This window comes from Labrenzia sp. THAF187b (assembly GCF_009363375.1).
Lineage (GTDB): Bacteria > Pseudomonadota > Alphaproteobacteria > Rhizobiales > Stappiaceae > Roseibium > Roseibium algicola.
In genome coordinates this window covers 1,433,919-1,448,666 of record NZ_CP045344.1, presented here as the reverse complement: position 1 = coordinate 1,448,666, position 14,748 = coordinate 1,433,919, and the positions used below count along the sequence as shown (strand labels likewise).

Below are 14,748 nucleotides of genomic sequence, written 5' to 3'. Positions count from 1 at the left end.
GACGCGGTCAGGAGGCCTGCCGAAGCCGGATCAGTAGCCTCCGGCATGCCCATCCTTGCGCGGATCGGAGCCTGCGGTCAGCAAGTGCCGGGCCTTGTCGATCATGATGGCCTGGGACCCGCCGATCGGGCCGGACGCCGGAACGACGGAATGGCCCAGCGCGCGAAGGCCGTCCAGCGTGGACGGTGGCACCAGTCGTTCCGCCTGCAGTTCGTGGCTGGCGATGTCGAAGAACATGCGCGGGAAGTCGATGGCGGCCTGAACATCCATGCCATAGTCGATGATGTTGGTCAGCACATGTGCATGGCCACAGGCCTGGTAGTGGCCACCCATCACGCCGAACGACAGGAATGGCGCGCCTTCTTTCAGCACCATCGCCGGGATGATCGTATGCATCGGCCGCTTGCCGCCGTCGATGGAATTGGTATGTCCCGGTTCGGCCCGGAACGAACTGCCGCGGCAATGCAGCAGCACACCGGTTTCCGGAGCGACAATGCCACTGCCGAACCCGCTGAACAGGGAATTGATGAAGGAAACCGCAAGTCCGTCCCTGTCGACAATCGTCAGGTAGACCGTATCCGTCTGCGGAGCCAGCGCACTTGCCGGAACCGAGTCCATCCGCTTGGTCAGCGACACCTGCCGGGCAAGCTGGTCGATATAATCCGCGCCGATCAACCGTGTGTGGCAGACATCCATATAGCCCGGGTCGGTGATGAACTGCTCCCGAACGCCATAGGCCAGACGCGCGGCTTCCATTTCCAGGTGGAAACGTTCCGGACCGAGCGGATCAAGGCTTTCGAGGTCGAATTGTTCCAGAATACCGAGCATGATCAGGGCAACGATCCCCTGCCCGTTTGGCGGCAATTCGGCCACCGTGTGGCCCTTGTAGTCCCTCAACACCGGTGAAACCGCTGTCGTATGGCAAGCGGCCAGATCGTCCTGGGTCATCAGCCCGCCGCGCGACTGCAGCGCGCTCACGATGTCGTCGGCAACCGGGCCGGAATAGAAGGCATCCGCCCCGCCCTCGGCAATTGCCGAGAGAGTGTCTGCCAGACGCGGATATTTCAGAACCGTGCCGGTTTTGGGTGCTTCGCCCTTGATCAGGTAGCGCGCGGCCGAAACCTCGTCGGCGCGCAGCTTGTCGACATCCCCGGCCCAGTCGCGCGCGACACGCGGGGCAACCGGAAATCCGTCGCGGGCATATTGAATTGCCCGCTTGAACAGGGATTTGAAACTCTTGGTGCCATGCGCCTTCAGCAGCGTTTCCCAGGCCCGAATGGCACCGGGTACGGTCACGGCATGCGGCGATGTGTCGGTGATGTCCTTGACGCCGAGCTCTGCAAGCTTTTGCGGTGTCGCGGCCCGCGGGGCTGCGCCTGAACCATTGAAACCCGTCAGACGTCCATCCGGCTCCATGACAATGGCAAAACAGTCGCCGCCGATACCGGTCATATGCGGTTCGACAACACATTGAACGGCAACTGCCGCGATCGCCGCGTCAACCGCATTACCACCTGCCTGAAGCACTTCCAGAGCCGCGCTCGTTGCCAGCGGATGAGAGGTCGCAGCCGCTGCTTCGCGTGCAAAAACCGGGGACCGGCCCGGGGCCTGAAAATCACGCTTCACTGAATTCCTCCTGGCCGAAGTGTCTTTCTTTCCGAATCGCAGCAATAGCTTCTCGGGAATGCCGCCTATTCGCCAATGCCATGTTCTGTTAGCAAATCGGTATCGCGGTCAGCACCTTAAGGAGAAGTGGGAAAATGCGCAAACTGACATTATCAACGGCAGAGACCATCATTTCCGCCGCTTTTGAAAAAGCAGCCGAGCTGAATCTGAAACCGCTTACCGTTGCTGTCCTCGATGCGGGTGGTCATGCCATCCTGCTCAAGCGGCAGGACGGATCCTCGATCATGCGTCCGCAGATCGCCACGGGCAAAGCGATCGGTGCACTCGCAGTCGGCACCGGCACCAGATGGCTGAACGCCAATGCAGAGTCCCGTCCGCATTTCGTCAACGCTCTGAACGGCGTTTCCGGCGGTGCCATCGTACCGGTGCCCGGCGGCGTTCTGGTGAAGAACGACGAAGGCGAAACCCTTGGCGCTGTCGGCATTACCGGCGACACGTCCGACAACGACGAAGCCTGCGCAGTCGCCGGCATTGCCGCTGCAAGCCTGGTTGCCGACTGCGGCTGAGGGAAGGACCGGATCTGCCTTCTTTCAAGAAGCCTCACCTACCCTTCACCTCATCCTGAGGAGGGCCGATAGGCACGTCTCGAAGGATGGGCTGCAAACACAAGAGCAAGCGGCCCATCCTTCGAGACTCGAGTGAGCTCGCTCTTCGGGATGAGGCTTTATTTTGACGGCGGTCCGGGCTGACGCCCGTTCAGACCGACCCCAGGGCCTTGCGATAGATATCCAACGGCCCCGAAGCCGATTGCAGTGTTTTGACCTGCTGCCAATTCCGCCTGAGGACGAGCGACCCGGCCGTTGCCGTTGCGGTCAGAATTTCCGGAAATCCGATCCTGGCGGCTTCCCGTTCTGCGGCAGCGATCAGCTTGATGCCGACACCTGCTTTCCGGAAATCGCGATGGACAAGCAATGCGGTCAGCCAGGCGCCGGGATAAAGGTCCGACCCCGGCGAGGTGTCGCGCAGGGAGACCGTTCCCAACGGCCTGCCATCTCGGTCCAGCGCGACCAGACAGCGCGGCAGGCGAGCATTTGGCAGAAGGCACCTTTCCAGATCTTCCCGCGCATCGCCGGGTTCCCCCGGGCCATACCAGTCGGCCCATTCCTCGACGAACCACGTCTCGAGGATTTTCAGCAACACGGGATCATCGCCAAGCGCAATGATGGCGACGTTCATGCGGTCCAGATCACGGCTCATTGCAGGTCGCGTAAACGCCTCAGGACTTTTCGCTGAGCTGGTTGATCTTTTTCTGCATGTCTTCCAGCTGGCGCTTCATGTCATCGAGATCGTTCCCGCCGGACTTTGCCGGCTTGGCCTGGCTCGCCGGGTTGGCAGTCGCAGCCGGATCTCCCCCTGCGGCCGGAAAGGGCATGAACATCTTCATGGCCCGCTCGAACATCTCGGTGTTGCGCTTGACCTGGTCCTCGATGGCCTCGAACGCCGTTGCGCCGAAAGCTTCGCTCATTTGCGAACGCAGCTTTTCCTGCTCCTTGGTGAGCGAGGTCATGGAATATTCCAGGAAGCTCGGCACGAGGCCCTGCATGCTGTCGCCGTAAAAACGGATCAACTGGCGCAGGAACGTGACCGGCAGAAGATTCTGCCCCTTGCCTTCCTGTTCGAAAATAATCTGGGTCAGGACCGACCGGGTAATATCCTCACCGGACTTCGCGTCATAGACGACAAAGTCCTCCTCCCCCTTCACCATCACCGCCAGGTCCTCAAGCGTGACGTAGGTGCTGGTGCCCGTATTGTACAGGCGCCGGTTGGCGTATTTCTTGATGATTGTCGGCTCGTTGGTCTTGGCCATCCGTGAATTCCGCCTATCAGCCTTGTGGCTAGTTTCCCATTTGACGACAAGGCTTTCGCAGGCCTGTCATCTCCTCCGTGTAAGAGACTAAGCCAATCGTATCGGATCGTGCCAGCCTTTTTATGTGCGCTGACGAAAGGATTATACCGCAAATGCGAAAACAGGCCTTCGATACGGAGTGTTACGGTTGACACAAATCTCAGCGCAGTTTCTAGTCCATGCATAATAAGCATCGACAGGTGCCCCTGCGGCACCAGTCCACTACGGTCAATTGGCCTCAAGTCTGGAGAGTATGATGAGCGCTTTCACCGATATCGTCATTGTCAGTGCGACCCGCACGCCCGTGGGGTCGTTCAATGGCGCCTTTGCCAACACCCCGGCGCATGACCTCGGTGCCATTGTCATGAAGGCGGCCATGGAACAGGCCGGCGTCGAAGGCGGCGACATCGACGAAGTCGTGTTTGGTCAGGTTCTGACGGCCGGTCAGGGCCAGAACCCGGCGCGTCAGGCTGCCATCAAGGCAGGCATTGCCGATAGTGCGACGGCCTGGACGCTCAACCAGGTCTGCGGTTCCGGTCTTCGCACCGTTGCCATTGCAGCGCAGCAGATCATCTCCGGCGACGCCACCATCATGATGGCAGGCGGCCAGGAAAACATGTCGCTGTCGCCGCACTGCGCCCACATGCGCGCCGGCTACAAGATGGGCGACTACAAGATGATCGACACCATGATCAAGGACGGCCTTTGGGATGCCTTCAACGGCTACCACATGGGCCAGACCGCCGAGAACGTCGCCGAAAAGTGGCAGATCAACCGCGACCAGCAGGACGAGTTCGCAGTTGCTTCCCAGAACAAGGCGGAAGCTGCCCAGAAGGCCGGCAAGTTCAAGGACGAGATCACCGCGGTAACCTTGCAGGAACGCAAGGGAGAGCGCGTCGTTGCCGATGACGAATATATCCGTCACGGCGCCACGCTGGAAAGCGTCGCCAAGCTGCGCCCGGCCTTCACCAAGGACGGTTCCGTGACCGCCGCCAACGCCTCCGGCATCAACGACGGTGCAGCCGCCATTCTGGTGATGAGCGCCGCCGAAGCCGAAAAGCGCGGCCTGAAGCCGCTCGCCCGCATCGCCTCCTGGGCCACTGCGGGTGTCGATCCGGCAATCATGGGCTCCGGCCCGATCCCGGCATCGCGCAAGGCACTTGAAAAAGCCGGCTGGTCCGCTGCCGACCTCGATCTCGTGGAAGCCAACGAAGCCTTCGCCGCTCAGGCTTGCGCGGTCAACAAGGACATGGGCTGGAACCCGGACATCGTCAACGTCAACGGCGGTGCGATTGCCATCGGCCACCCGATCGGTGCGTCCGGGGCTCGCATCCTGACCACCCTGCTGCACGAAATGAACCGCCGCGACGCCAAGAAAGGCCTTGCAACACTGTGCATCGGCGGCGGCATGGGTGTCGCCATGTGCCTGGAGCGCTAAGCCGCAAAGGCAAAGAAGGATCATGGCCGGGCCTCCGGCCATGATCGGGAACAGCAAACAAGACTGAATTGATGTCAGAGAGCCCAAAGGGCCCGGAACTGGAAGTCAGGAGGAAGGGGAATGAGCAAGGTCGCATTGGTCACGGGTGGTACGCGCGGTATCGGCGAAGCAATTTCGCGAGGTCTGAAAGACGCAGGCTACACCGTGGCGGCCACATATGCCGGCAACACCGAAAAGGCCGAAGCCTTCAAGGCCGAGACCGGTATCCACGTTTTCAAGTGGGACGTTTCCGATCCTGACGCCTGCGCGGCAGGCATTGCCCAGGTGGAAAGCGAACTGGGTCCGGTTGAAGTGCTGGTCAACAATGCGGGCATCACCCGCGACGGCATGTTCCACAAGATGAGCTTCGAACAGTGGCGCGAAGTGCTGTCGACGAACCTCGATTCCATGTTCACCATGACCAAGCCGGTGATCAACGGCATGCGGGAACGGTCTTCGGGCCGCATCATCAACATCTCTTCCATCAATGGCCAGAAGGGCCAGATGGGCCAGGCGAACTATTCCGCGGCCAAGGCCGGCGTGATTGGCTTCACCAAGGCACTGGCGCAGGAAAACGCCTTCAAGGGCATCACCGTCAACTGCGTCTGCCCGGGTTACATCAACACCGACATGGTTGCCGCCATGCCGGAAAAAGTGCTGCAGTCGATCATCTCCGGCATCCCGGTCGGCCGCCTCGGCCATCCGGAAGAAATCGCCCAGACGGTGGTCTACCTGGCGTCCGACGCCGCCGCCTTCATGACCGGCGCGGTGATGACCATCAACGGCGGCCAGTACATCGCCAACGGCTGAGCCCAAAGGCTCAATCACAGGAAAAGGCGCCCGTTGCGGCGCCTTTTTTATGGGTGCTTCCAGGAGTTCTCAGGCACCGGGCCTTTGAAGAATTTCCAGATCCGGCTCATCGGGTCCGGGGTGGTCTCCTCACCCAGGCTTTGAGCGCCTGTGACTTTCATCTCGAAGGCTGCAATCATGTCGACCTGACCGTCCAGAAGCGTGATTTCCTGGCGGGTTGTTTTCAAGGACAGGCGCCCGGTGAGCCGGACCGGTTCATAGACATACTCCGCCCGCCAGCCTGTCGACAGCCGGTAACGGATCATCTGGTTGGGGTCAGGCGCCGGCATGTGGCTGCACATGCCCTGCTCGGGAACCAGATAGCCGGCGATTACCTCATCGCTGCCGGGTTCCTGCACGGGGATCACATACCCGGTAATCTCGATGTCCCTCCCGGCCAGAGCCTTGTTGCCGGCAAGCGACGCAGCAGCCCGTTTCTTCGCAACCTCGAAGCGTTGCGACAGCAATTTGTCCGTCGGCACGCCGGCCGCTGCAAGCCGGGCTTCTTCCTGCTGAAGACGACGTTTCAGCGTTGAACGGTCCGCGTCCGTCGCAGCCAGCTCGTCCAACTGCTGGCGAAGCCGCAGCACCATACCCAGCGACCGCAGCTCTGTGCCGCTGAGCGCGGCAAAGGGGTCCTCATAGGCCGCAGCCTCAGGATCCTTGAGCTGGTCCCAGCGAACAGGCATCGCCGCCAAGGCAGAGACCGTAAACAGCAAGGTGACCGCGAGGCACAACATCCAACGTTTCATCTTCACGCTTCCCGGCGTCTCTCTACTGGCCCTGAAAATTTCCGGCTCTATTTTCCGAATCGGACCGGGGTCCTTGACCCTGGCACCCTCCATCACCTATGTCCGGAAGCAGACTTCCTGAACAGGATAACGGAAAAACATGGAATTCGAACACGCCCCGAACGACCCCACCCGCAAGGAACTTTCCCCGCTCCTGAAGCTGGCGCTGGAATTGGGACCGCTCGGCGTGTTCTTCCTGTTCAATGCCCGCGGCGAACAGATCGCGGCGGCCTTTCCGGTGCTGCAACAGGTCGGCAAGCCTATCTTCCTGGCAACCGCCGCCTTCATGGTGGCCATCAGCATCTCGCTGGTCGTGTCGCTGTGGCTGACGAAGCGCCTGCCGATCATGCCGCTGGTGTCCGGCGCGGTGGTTCTGGTTTTCGGCGCCCTGACGCTGTGGCTGCACGACGAACTGTTCATCAAGCTGAAGCCGACCATCGTCAACTGCCTGTTCGGCACGGTTCTGCTGGGCGGATTGCTGTTCGGCAAGGCGCTGCTCGGCTACGTCTTCGACAGCGCCTTCCGGCTGACGGACGAAGGCTGGCGCAAGCTGACATTCCGCTGGGGCGTCTTCTTCTTCGTGCTTGCCGCGATCAACGAGATCGTCTGGCGCAGCTTCTCGACCGATTTCTGGGTCAGCTTCAAGGTCTTCGGCATCATGCCGATCACCCTTGTCTTCACCCTGACCCAGCTGCCGCTGATCCAGAAACACGCGATCGTCGAAGACGGCAAGGACGCCTGACCCCTTCGGTCCTGTCCTGCTCCGTTAGTTAGGACAAGTGCAGCGAAGCGCTAAAACGCAAAGGAATTCCGCGTGCCGGTTCTGCACTCGGCGGCGTCACACTTGTCCGAAATAGCGGCGGTCGGCCGGCAAGCAGTCTTAGTGCACGTCCCCGTGGCCGAAGGAAACGTCCCGCCGTGCGCCGGTGATGGAAATCGAGAACCCGGCGATCACGTCGATCAGCGAGATCGCCATGAGGATGAAGAACAGCGACGTCGCCGCGGGCTGCAGCACCAGGAACTCCACCAGGTAGGCGACGAACACCAGCACCGAGAACATGTGGTCCAGCAGGGCCGTCGTGCCGATGCGGGTCGCCTTCAGAATTTCGATGAACAGGAACAACAGCCCGACGGTGATGAGCAGATCGCTCGTCAGAAGCTCGAAGGTTGCGCCGGAAACCATCTGGATGGTGATCATCGGCTGCGCCCAGAAGCCGGGCTCTCCCGCGCCCACCGTGAAAGCAAGGGCGTTATAGATCAGCAGCGAGAAAAGCGTGAAAGGAACGGCTGAAAAAAGGCGCATGAACGGCTCCCGAATTCAAGGACACCCGAAGCGGGCGGAAATCGGAGCGAGCTGACACGATCTTGATAGCCAATTCAAGGCGCTGAAAAGAAAAAGGCCGGCCCGTCGAAACAAGGCCAGCCTCAATCTTGATTTGCCATGCGGCGATCCGGTCCGGACGCTACCTGCATTCACGAAGAATACGGGTGTTATGCGTCGTCTTTTGCGGAAAGGATCTGACGGCCCCGGTACATGCCGGTCTTCAGGTCAACGTGATGCGGACGGCGCAGTTCGCCCGAATCCTTGTCCTCGACGTAAGTCGGCTGCTTGAGGGCGTCCGCGGAACGGCGAAAACCGCGCTTGGAGCGCGAGGTTTTTCTCTTTGGAACGGCCATTTTGTTTTTCTCCGTGGTCCATAACCGCGCGGCCCGGACCGGGTTAGCCCGGGGCGTGGCGTCACGCAGCGTGTTGGAATGCGCGGCGTTATACAGGCAACGCCAACGTTTTGCCACCCCATAGAGAAAAAATTCTTGGTCTGGATAGAACAGGCGGTGGCGAAGCGCTATCCACCCTCGTCTATTTCCCCAGAACACAGCCGAAAATCGGCCCCGCGCCCTTCACACGGGCCAGGTTCGTGCCGGCCAGTTTCCGGTGTCCGGAACCTGGTTTGGCGGGGTTCCGGCCACGTGGATTTGGCAAGGCTGTCGCCAATCTGGCAGCTTCGGTCCGTGTCAGGTCCTTGGCGCTCTTGCCGAACCAGGCCTGCGCGGCCGCTTCGGCACCGAAGATACCCTCGCCCCACTCGGCAATATTGAGGTAGATTTCCAGGATCCGCTTCTTGGTCAGTATCGCATCCAGCATCAGGGCCAGCGGCAGTTCCAGCCCCTTGCGGATGTAGGACCGCTCGCCCCACAGGAACAGGTTCTTGGCGGTCTGCATCGTGATGGTGCTTGCGCCGCGAGGCTTCTCGCCTTCGCTCAGTGCTTCGACCTGATCCTGAAGCGCGTCCCACTCGACGCCGTCGTTTTCGCAAAAGCCGCTGTCTTCCGAAGTAATGACCGACCGGACGAGGTTTGGCGAAATCTGCTCAAGCGGCACCCACTGCCGGTCAACCCACAGAAACTGGACATACCGCCCGATCATCAGCGTGCTTATGGGCGGCACGACGGAATAGATAACGGTAAGAACAGGCGGAAGCAGGACAAGGACCAGCAACAGCTGCAACAAGCGCTTGCGGACAAGGCCGATCATGCCACGGCGGCGCCCCGGCGCACCCCCGGAGCCTGACTTTCCACCCGTTGCAGGTTTGACCCTAACCATTCAGTTCCCGTTCGTTATCGACAATGAAGTCGCGGACAATCGGCACGGCATCCCTCTCCTTCGACAGGAGGAGCTGGAAGACCATGTTGGATCCGTGCAGGAAGCCCAGCTCGACCGCACACAGATAAAACTCCCACATACGGCAGAAAGTTTCGTCATAAAGATCAGCGGCAATCGCCCTCTTGTCTTCAAAGCGAATGCGCCAGTCGCGAATGGTGTAGTAGTAGTGCAGCCGCAGGATTTCCGCATCGCAGACCCATAACCCAAGCCGTTCGGTAGACGCAAAGACTTCCGACAGCGCCGGAACGTAACCCCCGGGGAAAATATACTTGCGAATAAAAGGACCGGTGGTGCCCGGAGGCGTCATGCGACCGATGGAATGCACGACGGCATAGCCTTTTTCGGTCAGGCATCTGCGGATCTGGCCGAAATACTCGTCGAGATGACCGATGCCGACATGTTCCATCATGCCGACCGAGATGATCCGGTCGAATTGCCCTTCGAATTCCCGGTAATCCTTCAGAACGAATGTCACCTGGTCCTCAAGACCCGCAGCGCGCACGCGTTCCTCGGCGATCTTCACTTGCTCTGGCGAGACGTTGAGCGAGGTAACCTTTGCACCGGCCTGCGCCATGCGGATGGCGAGTGAGCCCCAGCCGCCGCCGATTTCAAGCACTTCCATCCCTGGCTTCAGATCCAGCTTGGCGACCAGATGGGCCAGCTTGGCCGCCTGGGCTTGTTCCAGTGTGTCGTCAGGCGAGGTGTAATAGGCACAGCTGTAGTTGAGGCCCTCATCCATGAACAGCCGATAGAGGTCGGTTGAAAGGTCATAGTGATGCCGCGCCTGCGACTTTGCCCGTTCGACGTTGTTCTGCTGCTGGCGCCGCCGCAAGAGCTTCCAGCCCTTCCGCAACAGGCCTTGCACGGGATTGGCCCCAAGCGGCGCCCTGTTGATGGAAAACAGGAACATGAAGTCATAGCAGGTCGACCCTTCCTCCATCGTCAGGGTTCCGTCCATATAGGCTTCGCCCGCGGCCAGCTCCGGATTGAGAAAAAGCGACCGGTAGAGTTTCTTGTCATGCAGCCGGATGGTCACTGTCGGACCGTCCTCGCCCGACCCGAATTCGTGCACGGTACCCGCGACGTCGATCACACGCATGCGCCCGCGCTTGATGAAGGATCGAAGAAGGCTCGACAGCAGTTTCATGGAAAAATCTCCAAATGGGTCAGTTTGAAAAGATCGGGCAGGTAGCCCCGGCATTTTTTTGAAATTCGAGCCTTGACGATACAGAGAATTGGTTTCAGGGAAACCCGGACTTTGAAAATGTTGCCGATCCGTCCCGGAGCCAATCGTGACCCTTGACCCAAACCAGCATCTGATATCCCAGGCCAAGTTTGTGGAGGCCACGCTGGAAACGCTTCTGGCCACCCAGGCGTTGCCGGATGAAACCGTGCGCCCCCCACGGCTGCTCGCCGCCATGCGCCACGGCGCGCTCAACGGCGGCAAGCGTCTGCGGCCGGTTCTGGTGATGGAGGCTGCCAATCTGTTCGGACGGGCGGATGACGGCGTTCTGCAGGCTGCCTGCGCGCTGGAACTGATCCATTGTTATTCGCTGGTTCATGACGACCTGCCAGCCATGGACGACGACGATCTTCGCCGAGGCCAGCCCACCGTGCACAAGGCCTATGACGAGGCGACCGCCATCCTGGCCGGCGATGCCTTGCTGACACTCGCCTTTGACGTGATCACCGGCGAGGCGGTGCATGCGGATGCAGCCGTGCGCCTGCGGCTATCGCGCGAACTGGCCCGCGCGTCGGGCATCGGCGGCATGGCGGGCGGGCAAATGCTCGACCTGGAGTCCGAACACCGCGAGCGCTCCGAAGCGGAGATCCGGCAGCTTCAATCCATGAAGACCGGTGCGCTGCTGCGCTACGCCTGCCGGGCGGGTGCCATTCTGGCGGATGCAGCGGAAGCGGATGTCGACCGGCTGACCCGTTTCGGTGAAGTGATCGGCCTCGCCTTCCAGCTCGCAGACGACCTTCTGGACGTGGAAGCCAGCGCGGAAACAATGGGCAAGGCCACCGGCAAGGACGCGGAGGCCGGCAAGGCGACACTTGTAGGACTCTGGGGCACCGACAGGACGCGCAATGAGCTCGGCCGGCTGGTGGAGGAAGCCGAAACGCTTCTCGCGCCCTACGGCAGCCGTGCGGCGATCCTGAGCGCCCTTGCCCGTTTCATCGTCAACCGGACCAACTGACGAGACAAAAAAGCCCTTGAGGGTCAAGCGATCCTCAGGGGCTACAATGCAATGAGTGCTCAACACCCGGGAAATTCCCGGGCAAGACCGGTTCCTGATGGAAGCGGTCACTCCGCCGGTGCGCCGGCCTTGTCCTTGGCATGACGGCCGAAGTCGGGGGCGTCGGTTTCCTGTCCGGCCTCGATGATCGAGCGGCGGATGCCCCGGGTGCGGGTGAAGAGGTCGAACAGCATCTGGCCATCGCCCCAGCGGATTGCCCGCTGAAGGGCCGAAAGATCTTCGGAAAACCGCGCCAGCATTTCCAGGATCGCGTCCTTGTTGTGCAGGCAGACGTCCCGCCACATGGTCGGATCGGACGCCGCCAGACGCGTGAAATCGCGGAAACCGGACGCCGAATACTTGATGACTTCCGACTTGGTGACCGTTTCCAGATCGTCCGCGGTGCCGACGATGTTGTAGGCGATCAGATGCGGCAGATGCGAAACGATGGCGAGCACCAGGTCGTGGTGTCTGGCATCCATCGTGTCGACGTCGGAACCGCAGGCGCGCCAGAAGGTACTGAGTTTTTCGAGGGCCTCGGGATCCGTGTCCTCTGAAGGTGTCAGGATGCACCAGCGCTGGTCGAACAGCGTCGGGAACCCGGCATCGGGTCCGGACTGTTCGGTCCCGGCAATCGGGTGACCCGGAATGAAATGCACGCCTTCAGGCACATGCGAGCTGACCTGATCGACGACGGACCCCTTGGTGGAACCGACATCGGTCAGGATCGCGCCTTTTTTCAGCGCAGGCGCAATCCACTTGGCAATGGCCTCATTGGCACCCACCGGCGCGCAGAGGATCACCAGGTCGGCCCCCTCCACCGCCACCGCGGCGTCGAGCGCATAACTGTCGCCCAGGCCCAGCTCCTCCGCCCTTTGCAGGGTGTCCGCAGAGCGGGTGGAAATCGCGATTTCCTTGACCAGGCCGCGTTCGCGGGCGACCTGTGCGAGCGAGGAACCGATCAGGCCGATGCCGATCAGGGCCATGCGCTCGAAAATGGGGGCAACAGTCATGTGTTCTTATTTCTGTTCCAGGAAGTCCTTCAGGTGGCCAATGATGGCCCGGTTGGCGTCTTCCGAACCGATCGTCATGCGGATCGAGTTCGGCAGCCCGTAATTGCCGACCATGCGCAGCACACAGCCGCGCTCCAGCAGATAGGCATCGGCATCCGCCGCGCGCTTGCCGTCCTCGTCGGGGAAGTGAACCAGCACGAAGTTGCCGACGCTTGGCGTCACCTTCAGGCCGAGCTTTTCCAGCTCCGCCGTCACCCAGGGTAGCCAGGTGTCATTGTGCTCGATCGATCGCGTGACGAAATCGCGGTCACGAACAGCGGCCATGCCGGCAGCAATCGCCATGCCGTTGACGTTGAACGGACCCCGGATGCGGTTGAGCGCATCGATCACCTGGGCCGGACCGAAGCCCCAGCCGAGACGCAGATTGGCGAGGCCGTAAATCTTGGAGAAGGTCCGCGTCATGATGACGTTGTCGGACGTCGCTGCCAGCTCGAGACCGCTTTCATAGTCGTTGCGGCGGACATATTCCGCATAGGCGGCATCCAGAACCAGCAGGACGTTGGCCGGCAGGCCCTCATGCAGCCGCTTGACCTCCTCGAACGGCAGATAGGTGCCGGTCGGGTTGTTCGGGTTGGCGATGAAGACCATGCGCGTCTTGTCGGTGACCCTTGCCAGGATCGCATCGACATCCGTCGTCAGGTCCTTTTCAGGCGCAATCACCGGCGTTGCCCCGGCGGCGCGGATGGCAATGTCGTAGACCAGGAAGCCGTGTTCGGAATAGATCGCCTCGTCGCCCTGGCCAAGATAACCGTAGGCGATCAGGCTGAGAACCTCGTCGGACCCGGCACCGCAGATGATGCGGTCCGGATTGAGTCCGTAGACTTCGCCGATGGCCGCACGCAGCTCGGCAGAGGACCCGTCCGGATAAAGTTCCAGGTTCCGCGCCACGGCTTCAATGGCCGCGCGGGCAGCATCGCTGGTGCCGAGCGGTGTTTCGTTGGACGAAAGCTTGTGAACGGTCTTGCCGTGGCTGCCCTTGGACTTGCCGGGAACATAAGGCGCAATATCCAGAACGCCCGGCCGCGGCTGCGGACGGTTTGCGGTTGCCTTGCCGGCTTCAGTCACTGTCGTCATCTCGTTCATCCCTGAGGCTCCTCGTCCTCGGCAGCAAATGTGTCGTCCGGGTCGCCATTGCCGTCGATCGGCGCGGCATAGCCGCCGACACGCCTTAAAACTTCCGGTGCGGCGCCTGCGGCGAGGCAGGCGGCGCGCACATCCTCTTCCGTCAGCTCGCCGGAAATCGCAAGCAGCGCGTCGACACCGGCGGCGGACCGGAAGAAACTGAGCACTTCAATGCCTTCGTCCATCAGGTTGCCCGGCAGAAGATCCGACCAGCGGGCGTCATAAACCGCAATATCGGCGTTGTCGATCATGCTGTCGGCCTTGGCCAGCACCAGCGCCGGCAGGTCGGCGGGACGCTCGTCCAGAATGACGAAGGGCAGCCGCGCCCGCACCAGTGCGCCGGATTCGCTGAGGCCGCGCCACCAGGGCAGCTCCGCCCGGTCGATAAGCGCCACAAGGCCCAGGTCACCGGCTGACGCCGTCACGGCGCCGACAACATCGGCCGCATCGCTTCCCGGCACCAGCTCCACGGAAAAACCGAAATAGAAACGCGCCAGGTCGAGCATCTCGATCAGATCGGCGCTGCCGTCCAGATGGACGGCGGTGTCTGCCTGCAGGCTGGTGCAGGCACAGATGAGATCACGCCAGATGTGTTCGACGGTTGCCAGCGGCAGGTCGCCCTGGTGGCGCTCCACCATCTGGCGCATCAGGTCGGCGTCACGTTCGGGTTGAAACAGGGCGGGTGCAGCTCCCGCGGCGCGGCCGGCAGCCTGGATACCGGCTTCGGCCTGGGCGCGTTCCATCAGGGCGGTGTGGATGCGTGCATCGATCTCGTCGACCCGTGTCCTGAGGTCGTCCAGCGACAGCCCGCTGTCCGGCAAGTGAGACATGAGGTGGCTCCGGCCTTCGTTTGGGTTCAGCGGCGCATAGTCATAGGCATGTGATTGCCCAAAGGCAAAAGAAAACATTGACTCAGGCGTTCCGGCACGGCTAGGTCGCCAGTCTGGCCGTTCTGCCGGGTGCCTGCCGTTTCCCGGTGGCGGACCGTGGCCCGCTCAACCGGCC

General features: G+C 61.4%; 16 protein-coding genes. 5 read left to right on the top strand and 11 right to left on the bottom strand.

Features of this window, described 5'->3' with window-relative positions:
- Nucleotides 1-30 precede the first annotated feature (30 nt).
- Complete coding sequence (gene ggt, locus FIV03_RS06705) at nt 31-1,626, bottom strand: gamma-glutamyltransferase (RefSeq protein WP_152509078.1); 1,596 nt, start codon at nt 1,624-1,626, stop codon at nt 31-33.
- A 134-nt stretch (nt 1,627-1,760) separates the two neighbouring features.
- On the opposite strand from ggt, the gene FIV03_RS06700 reads away from it, so the two are divergent.
- A complete protein-coding gene (locus FIV03_RS06700; protein ID WP_023002601.1) occupies nt 1,761-2,192 on the top strand; it encodes a heme-binding protein in 432 nt (143 codons plus the stop codon).
- A 190-nt stretch (nt 2,193-2,382) separates the two neighbouring features.
- Here FIV03_RS06700 and FIV03_RS06695 read toward each other — a convergent pair whose 3' ends face one another.
- Together FIV03_RS06695 and phaR are read right to left on the bottom strand one after the other, a co-directional pair.
- Complete coding sequence (locus FIV03_RS06695) at nt 2,383-2,883, bottom strand: GNAT family N-acetyltransferase (protein WP_152509077.1); 501 nt, start codon at nt 2,881-2,883, stop codon at nt 2,383-2,385.
- A 19-nt stretch (nt 2,884-2,902) separates the two neighbouring features.
- A complete protein-coding gene (gene phaR / locus FIV03_RS06690) occupies nt 2,903-3,493 on the bottom strand; it encodes a polyhydroxyalkanoate synthesis repressor PhaR (RefSeq protein WP_023002599.1) in 591 nt (196 codons plus the stop codon).
- 295 nt (nt 3,494-3,788) lie between these two features.
- Between phaR and FIV03_RS06685 the strand changes: the two genes are divergently transcribed.
- Both FIV03_RS06685 and phbB read left to right on the top strand, forming a co-directional pair.
- Nucleotides 3,789-4,970 carry an acetyl-CoA C-acetyltransferase gene (locus FIV03_RS06685; protein WP_031270058.1) on the top strand — a complete coding sequence of 394 codons (1,182 nt, stop codon included), beginning with the start codon at nt 3,789-3,791 and terminating at the stop codon, nt 4,968-4,970.
- A 120-nt stretch (nt 4,971-5,090) separates the two neighbouring features.
- Nucleotides 5,091-5,819, top strand: a complete 729-nt coding sequence (gene phbB, locus FIV03_RS06680; RefSeq protein WP_023002597.1) for an acetoacetyl-CoA reductase — start codon at nt 5,091-5,093, stop codon at nt 5,817-5,819.
- A 47-nt stretch (nt 5,820-5,866) separates the two neighbouring features.
- On the opposite strand, the gene FIV03_RS06675 is transcribed toward phbB, so the two are convergent.
- The gene (locus FIV03_RS06675) at nt 5,867-6,610 is read right to left on the bottom strand and encodes a DUF3299 domain-containing protein (protein WP_173013788.1); all 744 of its coding nucleotides are present in this window, start codon (nt 6,608-6,610) and stop codon (nt 5,867-5,869) included.
- A 139-nt stretch (nt 6,611-6,749) separates the two neighbouring features.
- Here FIV03_RS06675 and FIV03_RS06670 point away from each other — a divergent pair, with 139 nt between their 5' ends.
- Nucleotides 6,750-7,391, top strand: coding sequence for a septation protein A (locus tag FIV03_RS06670; RefSeq protein WP_023002595.1), 642 nt, complete (start codon nt 6,750-6,752; stop codon nt 7,389-7,391).
- Between the two features lie 138 nt (nt 7,392-7,529).
- Here the strand turns inward: FIV03_RS06670 and FIV03_RS06665 are convergent, their stop codons facing one another.
- The 4 genes from FIV03_RS06665 to FIV03_RS06650 form a co-directional block, all read right to left on the bottom strand.
- Nucleotides 7,530-7,952 carry a hypothetical protein gene (locus FIV03_RS06665; protein ID WP_152509075.1) on the bottom strand — a complete coding sequence of 141 codons (423 nt, stop codon included), beginning with the start codon at nt 7,950-7,952 and terminating at the stop codon, nt 7,530-7,532.
- Nucleotides 7,953-8,140: 188 nt separating this feature from the next.
- A complete protein-coding gene (gene rpmF, locus FIV03_RS06660) occupies nt 8,141-8,326 on the bottom strand; it encodes a 50S ribosomal protein L32 (protein ID WP_006936667.1) in 186 nt (61 codons plus the stop codon).
- Between the two features lie 181 nt (nt 8,327-8,507).
- Nucleotides 8,508-9,251 (bottom strand): monofunctional biosynthetic peptidoglycan transglycosylase, encoded by a 744-nt coding sequence (gene mtgA / locus FIV03_RS06655; protein ID WP_023002593.1) that lies wholly within the window; start codon nt 9,249-9,251, stop codon nt 8,508-8,510.
- Nucleotides 9,244-10,458, bottom strand: a complete 1,215-nt coding sequence (locus FIV03_RS06650; RefSeq protein ID WP_152509074.1) for a cyclopropane-fatty-acyl-phospholipid synthase family protein — start codon at nt 10,456-10,458, stop codon at nt 9,244-9,246. The genes mtgA and FIV03_RS06650 overlap by 8 nt, the downstream gene beginning before the upstream one ends.
- A 190-nt stretch (nt 10,459-10,648) precedes the next feature.
- Between FIV03_RS06650 and FIV03_RS06645 the strand changes: the two genes are divergently transcribed.
- The gene (locus tag FIV03_RS06645) at nt 10,649-11,509 is read left to right on the top strand and encodes a polyprenyl synthetase family protein (protein WP_228872676.1); all 861 of its coding nucleotides are present in this window, start codon (nt 10,649-10,651) and stop codon (nt 11,507-11,509) included.
- Between the two features lie 107 nt (nt 11,510-11,616).
- Here FIV03_RS06645 and FIV03_RS06640 read toward each other — a convergent pair whose 3' ends face one another.
- The 3 genes from FIV03_RS06640 to FIV03_RS06630 are packed head-to-tail and all read right to left on the bottom strand — an operon-like array spanning nt 11,617 to nt 14,573.
- Nucleotides 11,617-12,561: a prephenate/arogenate dehydrogenase family protein gene (locus FIV03_RS06640; protein ID WP_173013787.1), complete on the bottom strand. Its 945-nt coding sequence runs from the start codon at nt 12,559-12,561 to the stop codon at nt 11,617-11,619.
- Nucleotides 12,562-12,567: 6 nt separating this feature from the next.
- Nucleotides 12,568-13,704 (bottom strand): histidinol-phosphate transaminase, encoded by a 1,137-nt coding sequence (gene hisC / locus FIV03_RS06635; RefSeq protein ID WP_152509072.1) that lies wholly within the window; start codon nt 13,702-13,704, stop codon nt 12,568-12,570.
- Entirely contained in the window at nt 13,701-14,573 is an 873-nt protein-coding gene (locus tag FIV03_RS06630) for a chorismate mutase (protein WP_055660523.1), read from the bottom strand. The genes hisC and FIV03_RS06630 overlap by 4 nt, the downstream gene beginning before the upstream one ends.
- Nucleotides 14,574-14,748 lie beyond the last annotated feature (175 nt).

What these genes read in the sequence shown, in the direction of transcription:
- hisC (WP_152509072.1), bottom strand. Translation starts at nt 13,704, where the DNA reads ATGAACGAGATGACGACAGTGACTGAAGCCGGCAAGGCAACCGCAAAC.
- rpmF (WP_006936667.1), bottom strand. Translation starts at nt 8,326, where the DNA reads ATGGCCGTTCCAAAGAGAAAAACCTCGCGCTCCAAGCGCGGTTTTCGC.
- FIV03_RS06665 (WP_152509075.1), bottom strand. Translation starts at nt 7,952, where the DNA reads ATGCGCCTTTTTTCAGCCGTTCCTTTCACGCTTTTCTCGCTGCTGATC.
- FIV03_RS06695 (WP_152509077.1), bottom strand. Translation starts at nt 2,883, where the DNA reads ATGAGCCGTGATCTGGACCGCATGAACGTCGCCATCATTGCGCTTGGC.
- phaR (WP_023002599.1), bottom strand. Translation starts at nt 3,493, where the DNA reads ATGGCCAAGACCAACGAGCCGACAATCATCAAGAAATACGCCAACCGG.
- phbB (WP_023002597.1), top strand. Translation starts at nt 5,091, where the DNA reads ATGAGCAAGGTCGCATTGGTCACGGGTGGTACGCGCGGTATCGGCGAA.
- FIV03_RS06700 (WP_023002601.1), top strand. Translation starts at nt 1,761, where the DNA reads ATGCGCAAACTGACATTATCAACGGCAGAGACCATCATTTCCGCCGCT.
- FIV03_RS06630 (WP_055660523.1), bottom strand. Translation starts at nt 14,573, where the DNA reads ATGTCTCACTTGCCGGACAGCGGGCTGTCGCTGGACGACCTCAGGACA.
- FIV03_RS06670 (WP_023002595.1), top strand. Translation starts at nt 6,750, where the DNA reads ATGGAATTCGAACACGCCCCGAACGACCCCACCCGCAAGGAACTTTCC.
- mtgA (WP_023002593.1), bottom strand. Translation starts at nt 9,251, where the DNA reads ATGGTTAGGGTCAAACCTGCAACGGGTGGAAAGTCAGGCTCCGGGGGT.
- FIV03_RS06675 (WP_173013788.1), bottom strand. Translation starts at nt 6,610, where the DNA reads ATGAAACGTTGGATGTTGTGCCTCGCGGTCACCTTGCTGTTTACGGTC.
- FIV03_RS06640 (WP_173013787.1), bottom strand. Translation starts at nt 12,561, where the DNA reads ATGACTGTTGCCCCCATTTTCGAGCGCATGGCCCTGATCGGCATCGGC.
- FIV03_RS06650 (WP_152509074.1), bottom strand. Translation starts at nt 10,458, where the DNA reads ATGAAACTGCTGTCGAGCCTTCTTCGATCCTTCATCAAGCGCGGGCGC.
- FIV03_RS06685 (WP_031270058.1), top strand. Translation starts at nt 3,789, where the DNA reads ATGAGCGCTTTCACCGATATCGTCATTGTCAGTGCGACCCGCACGCCC.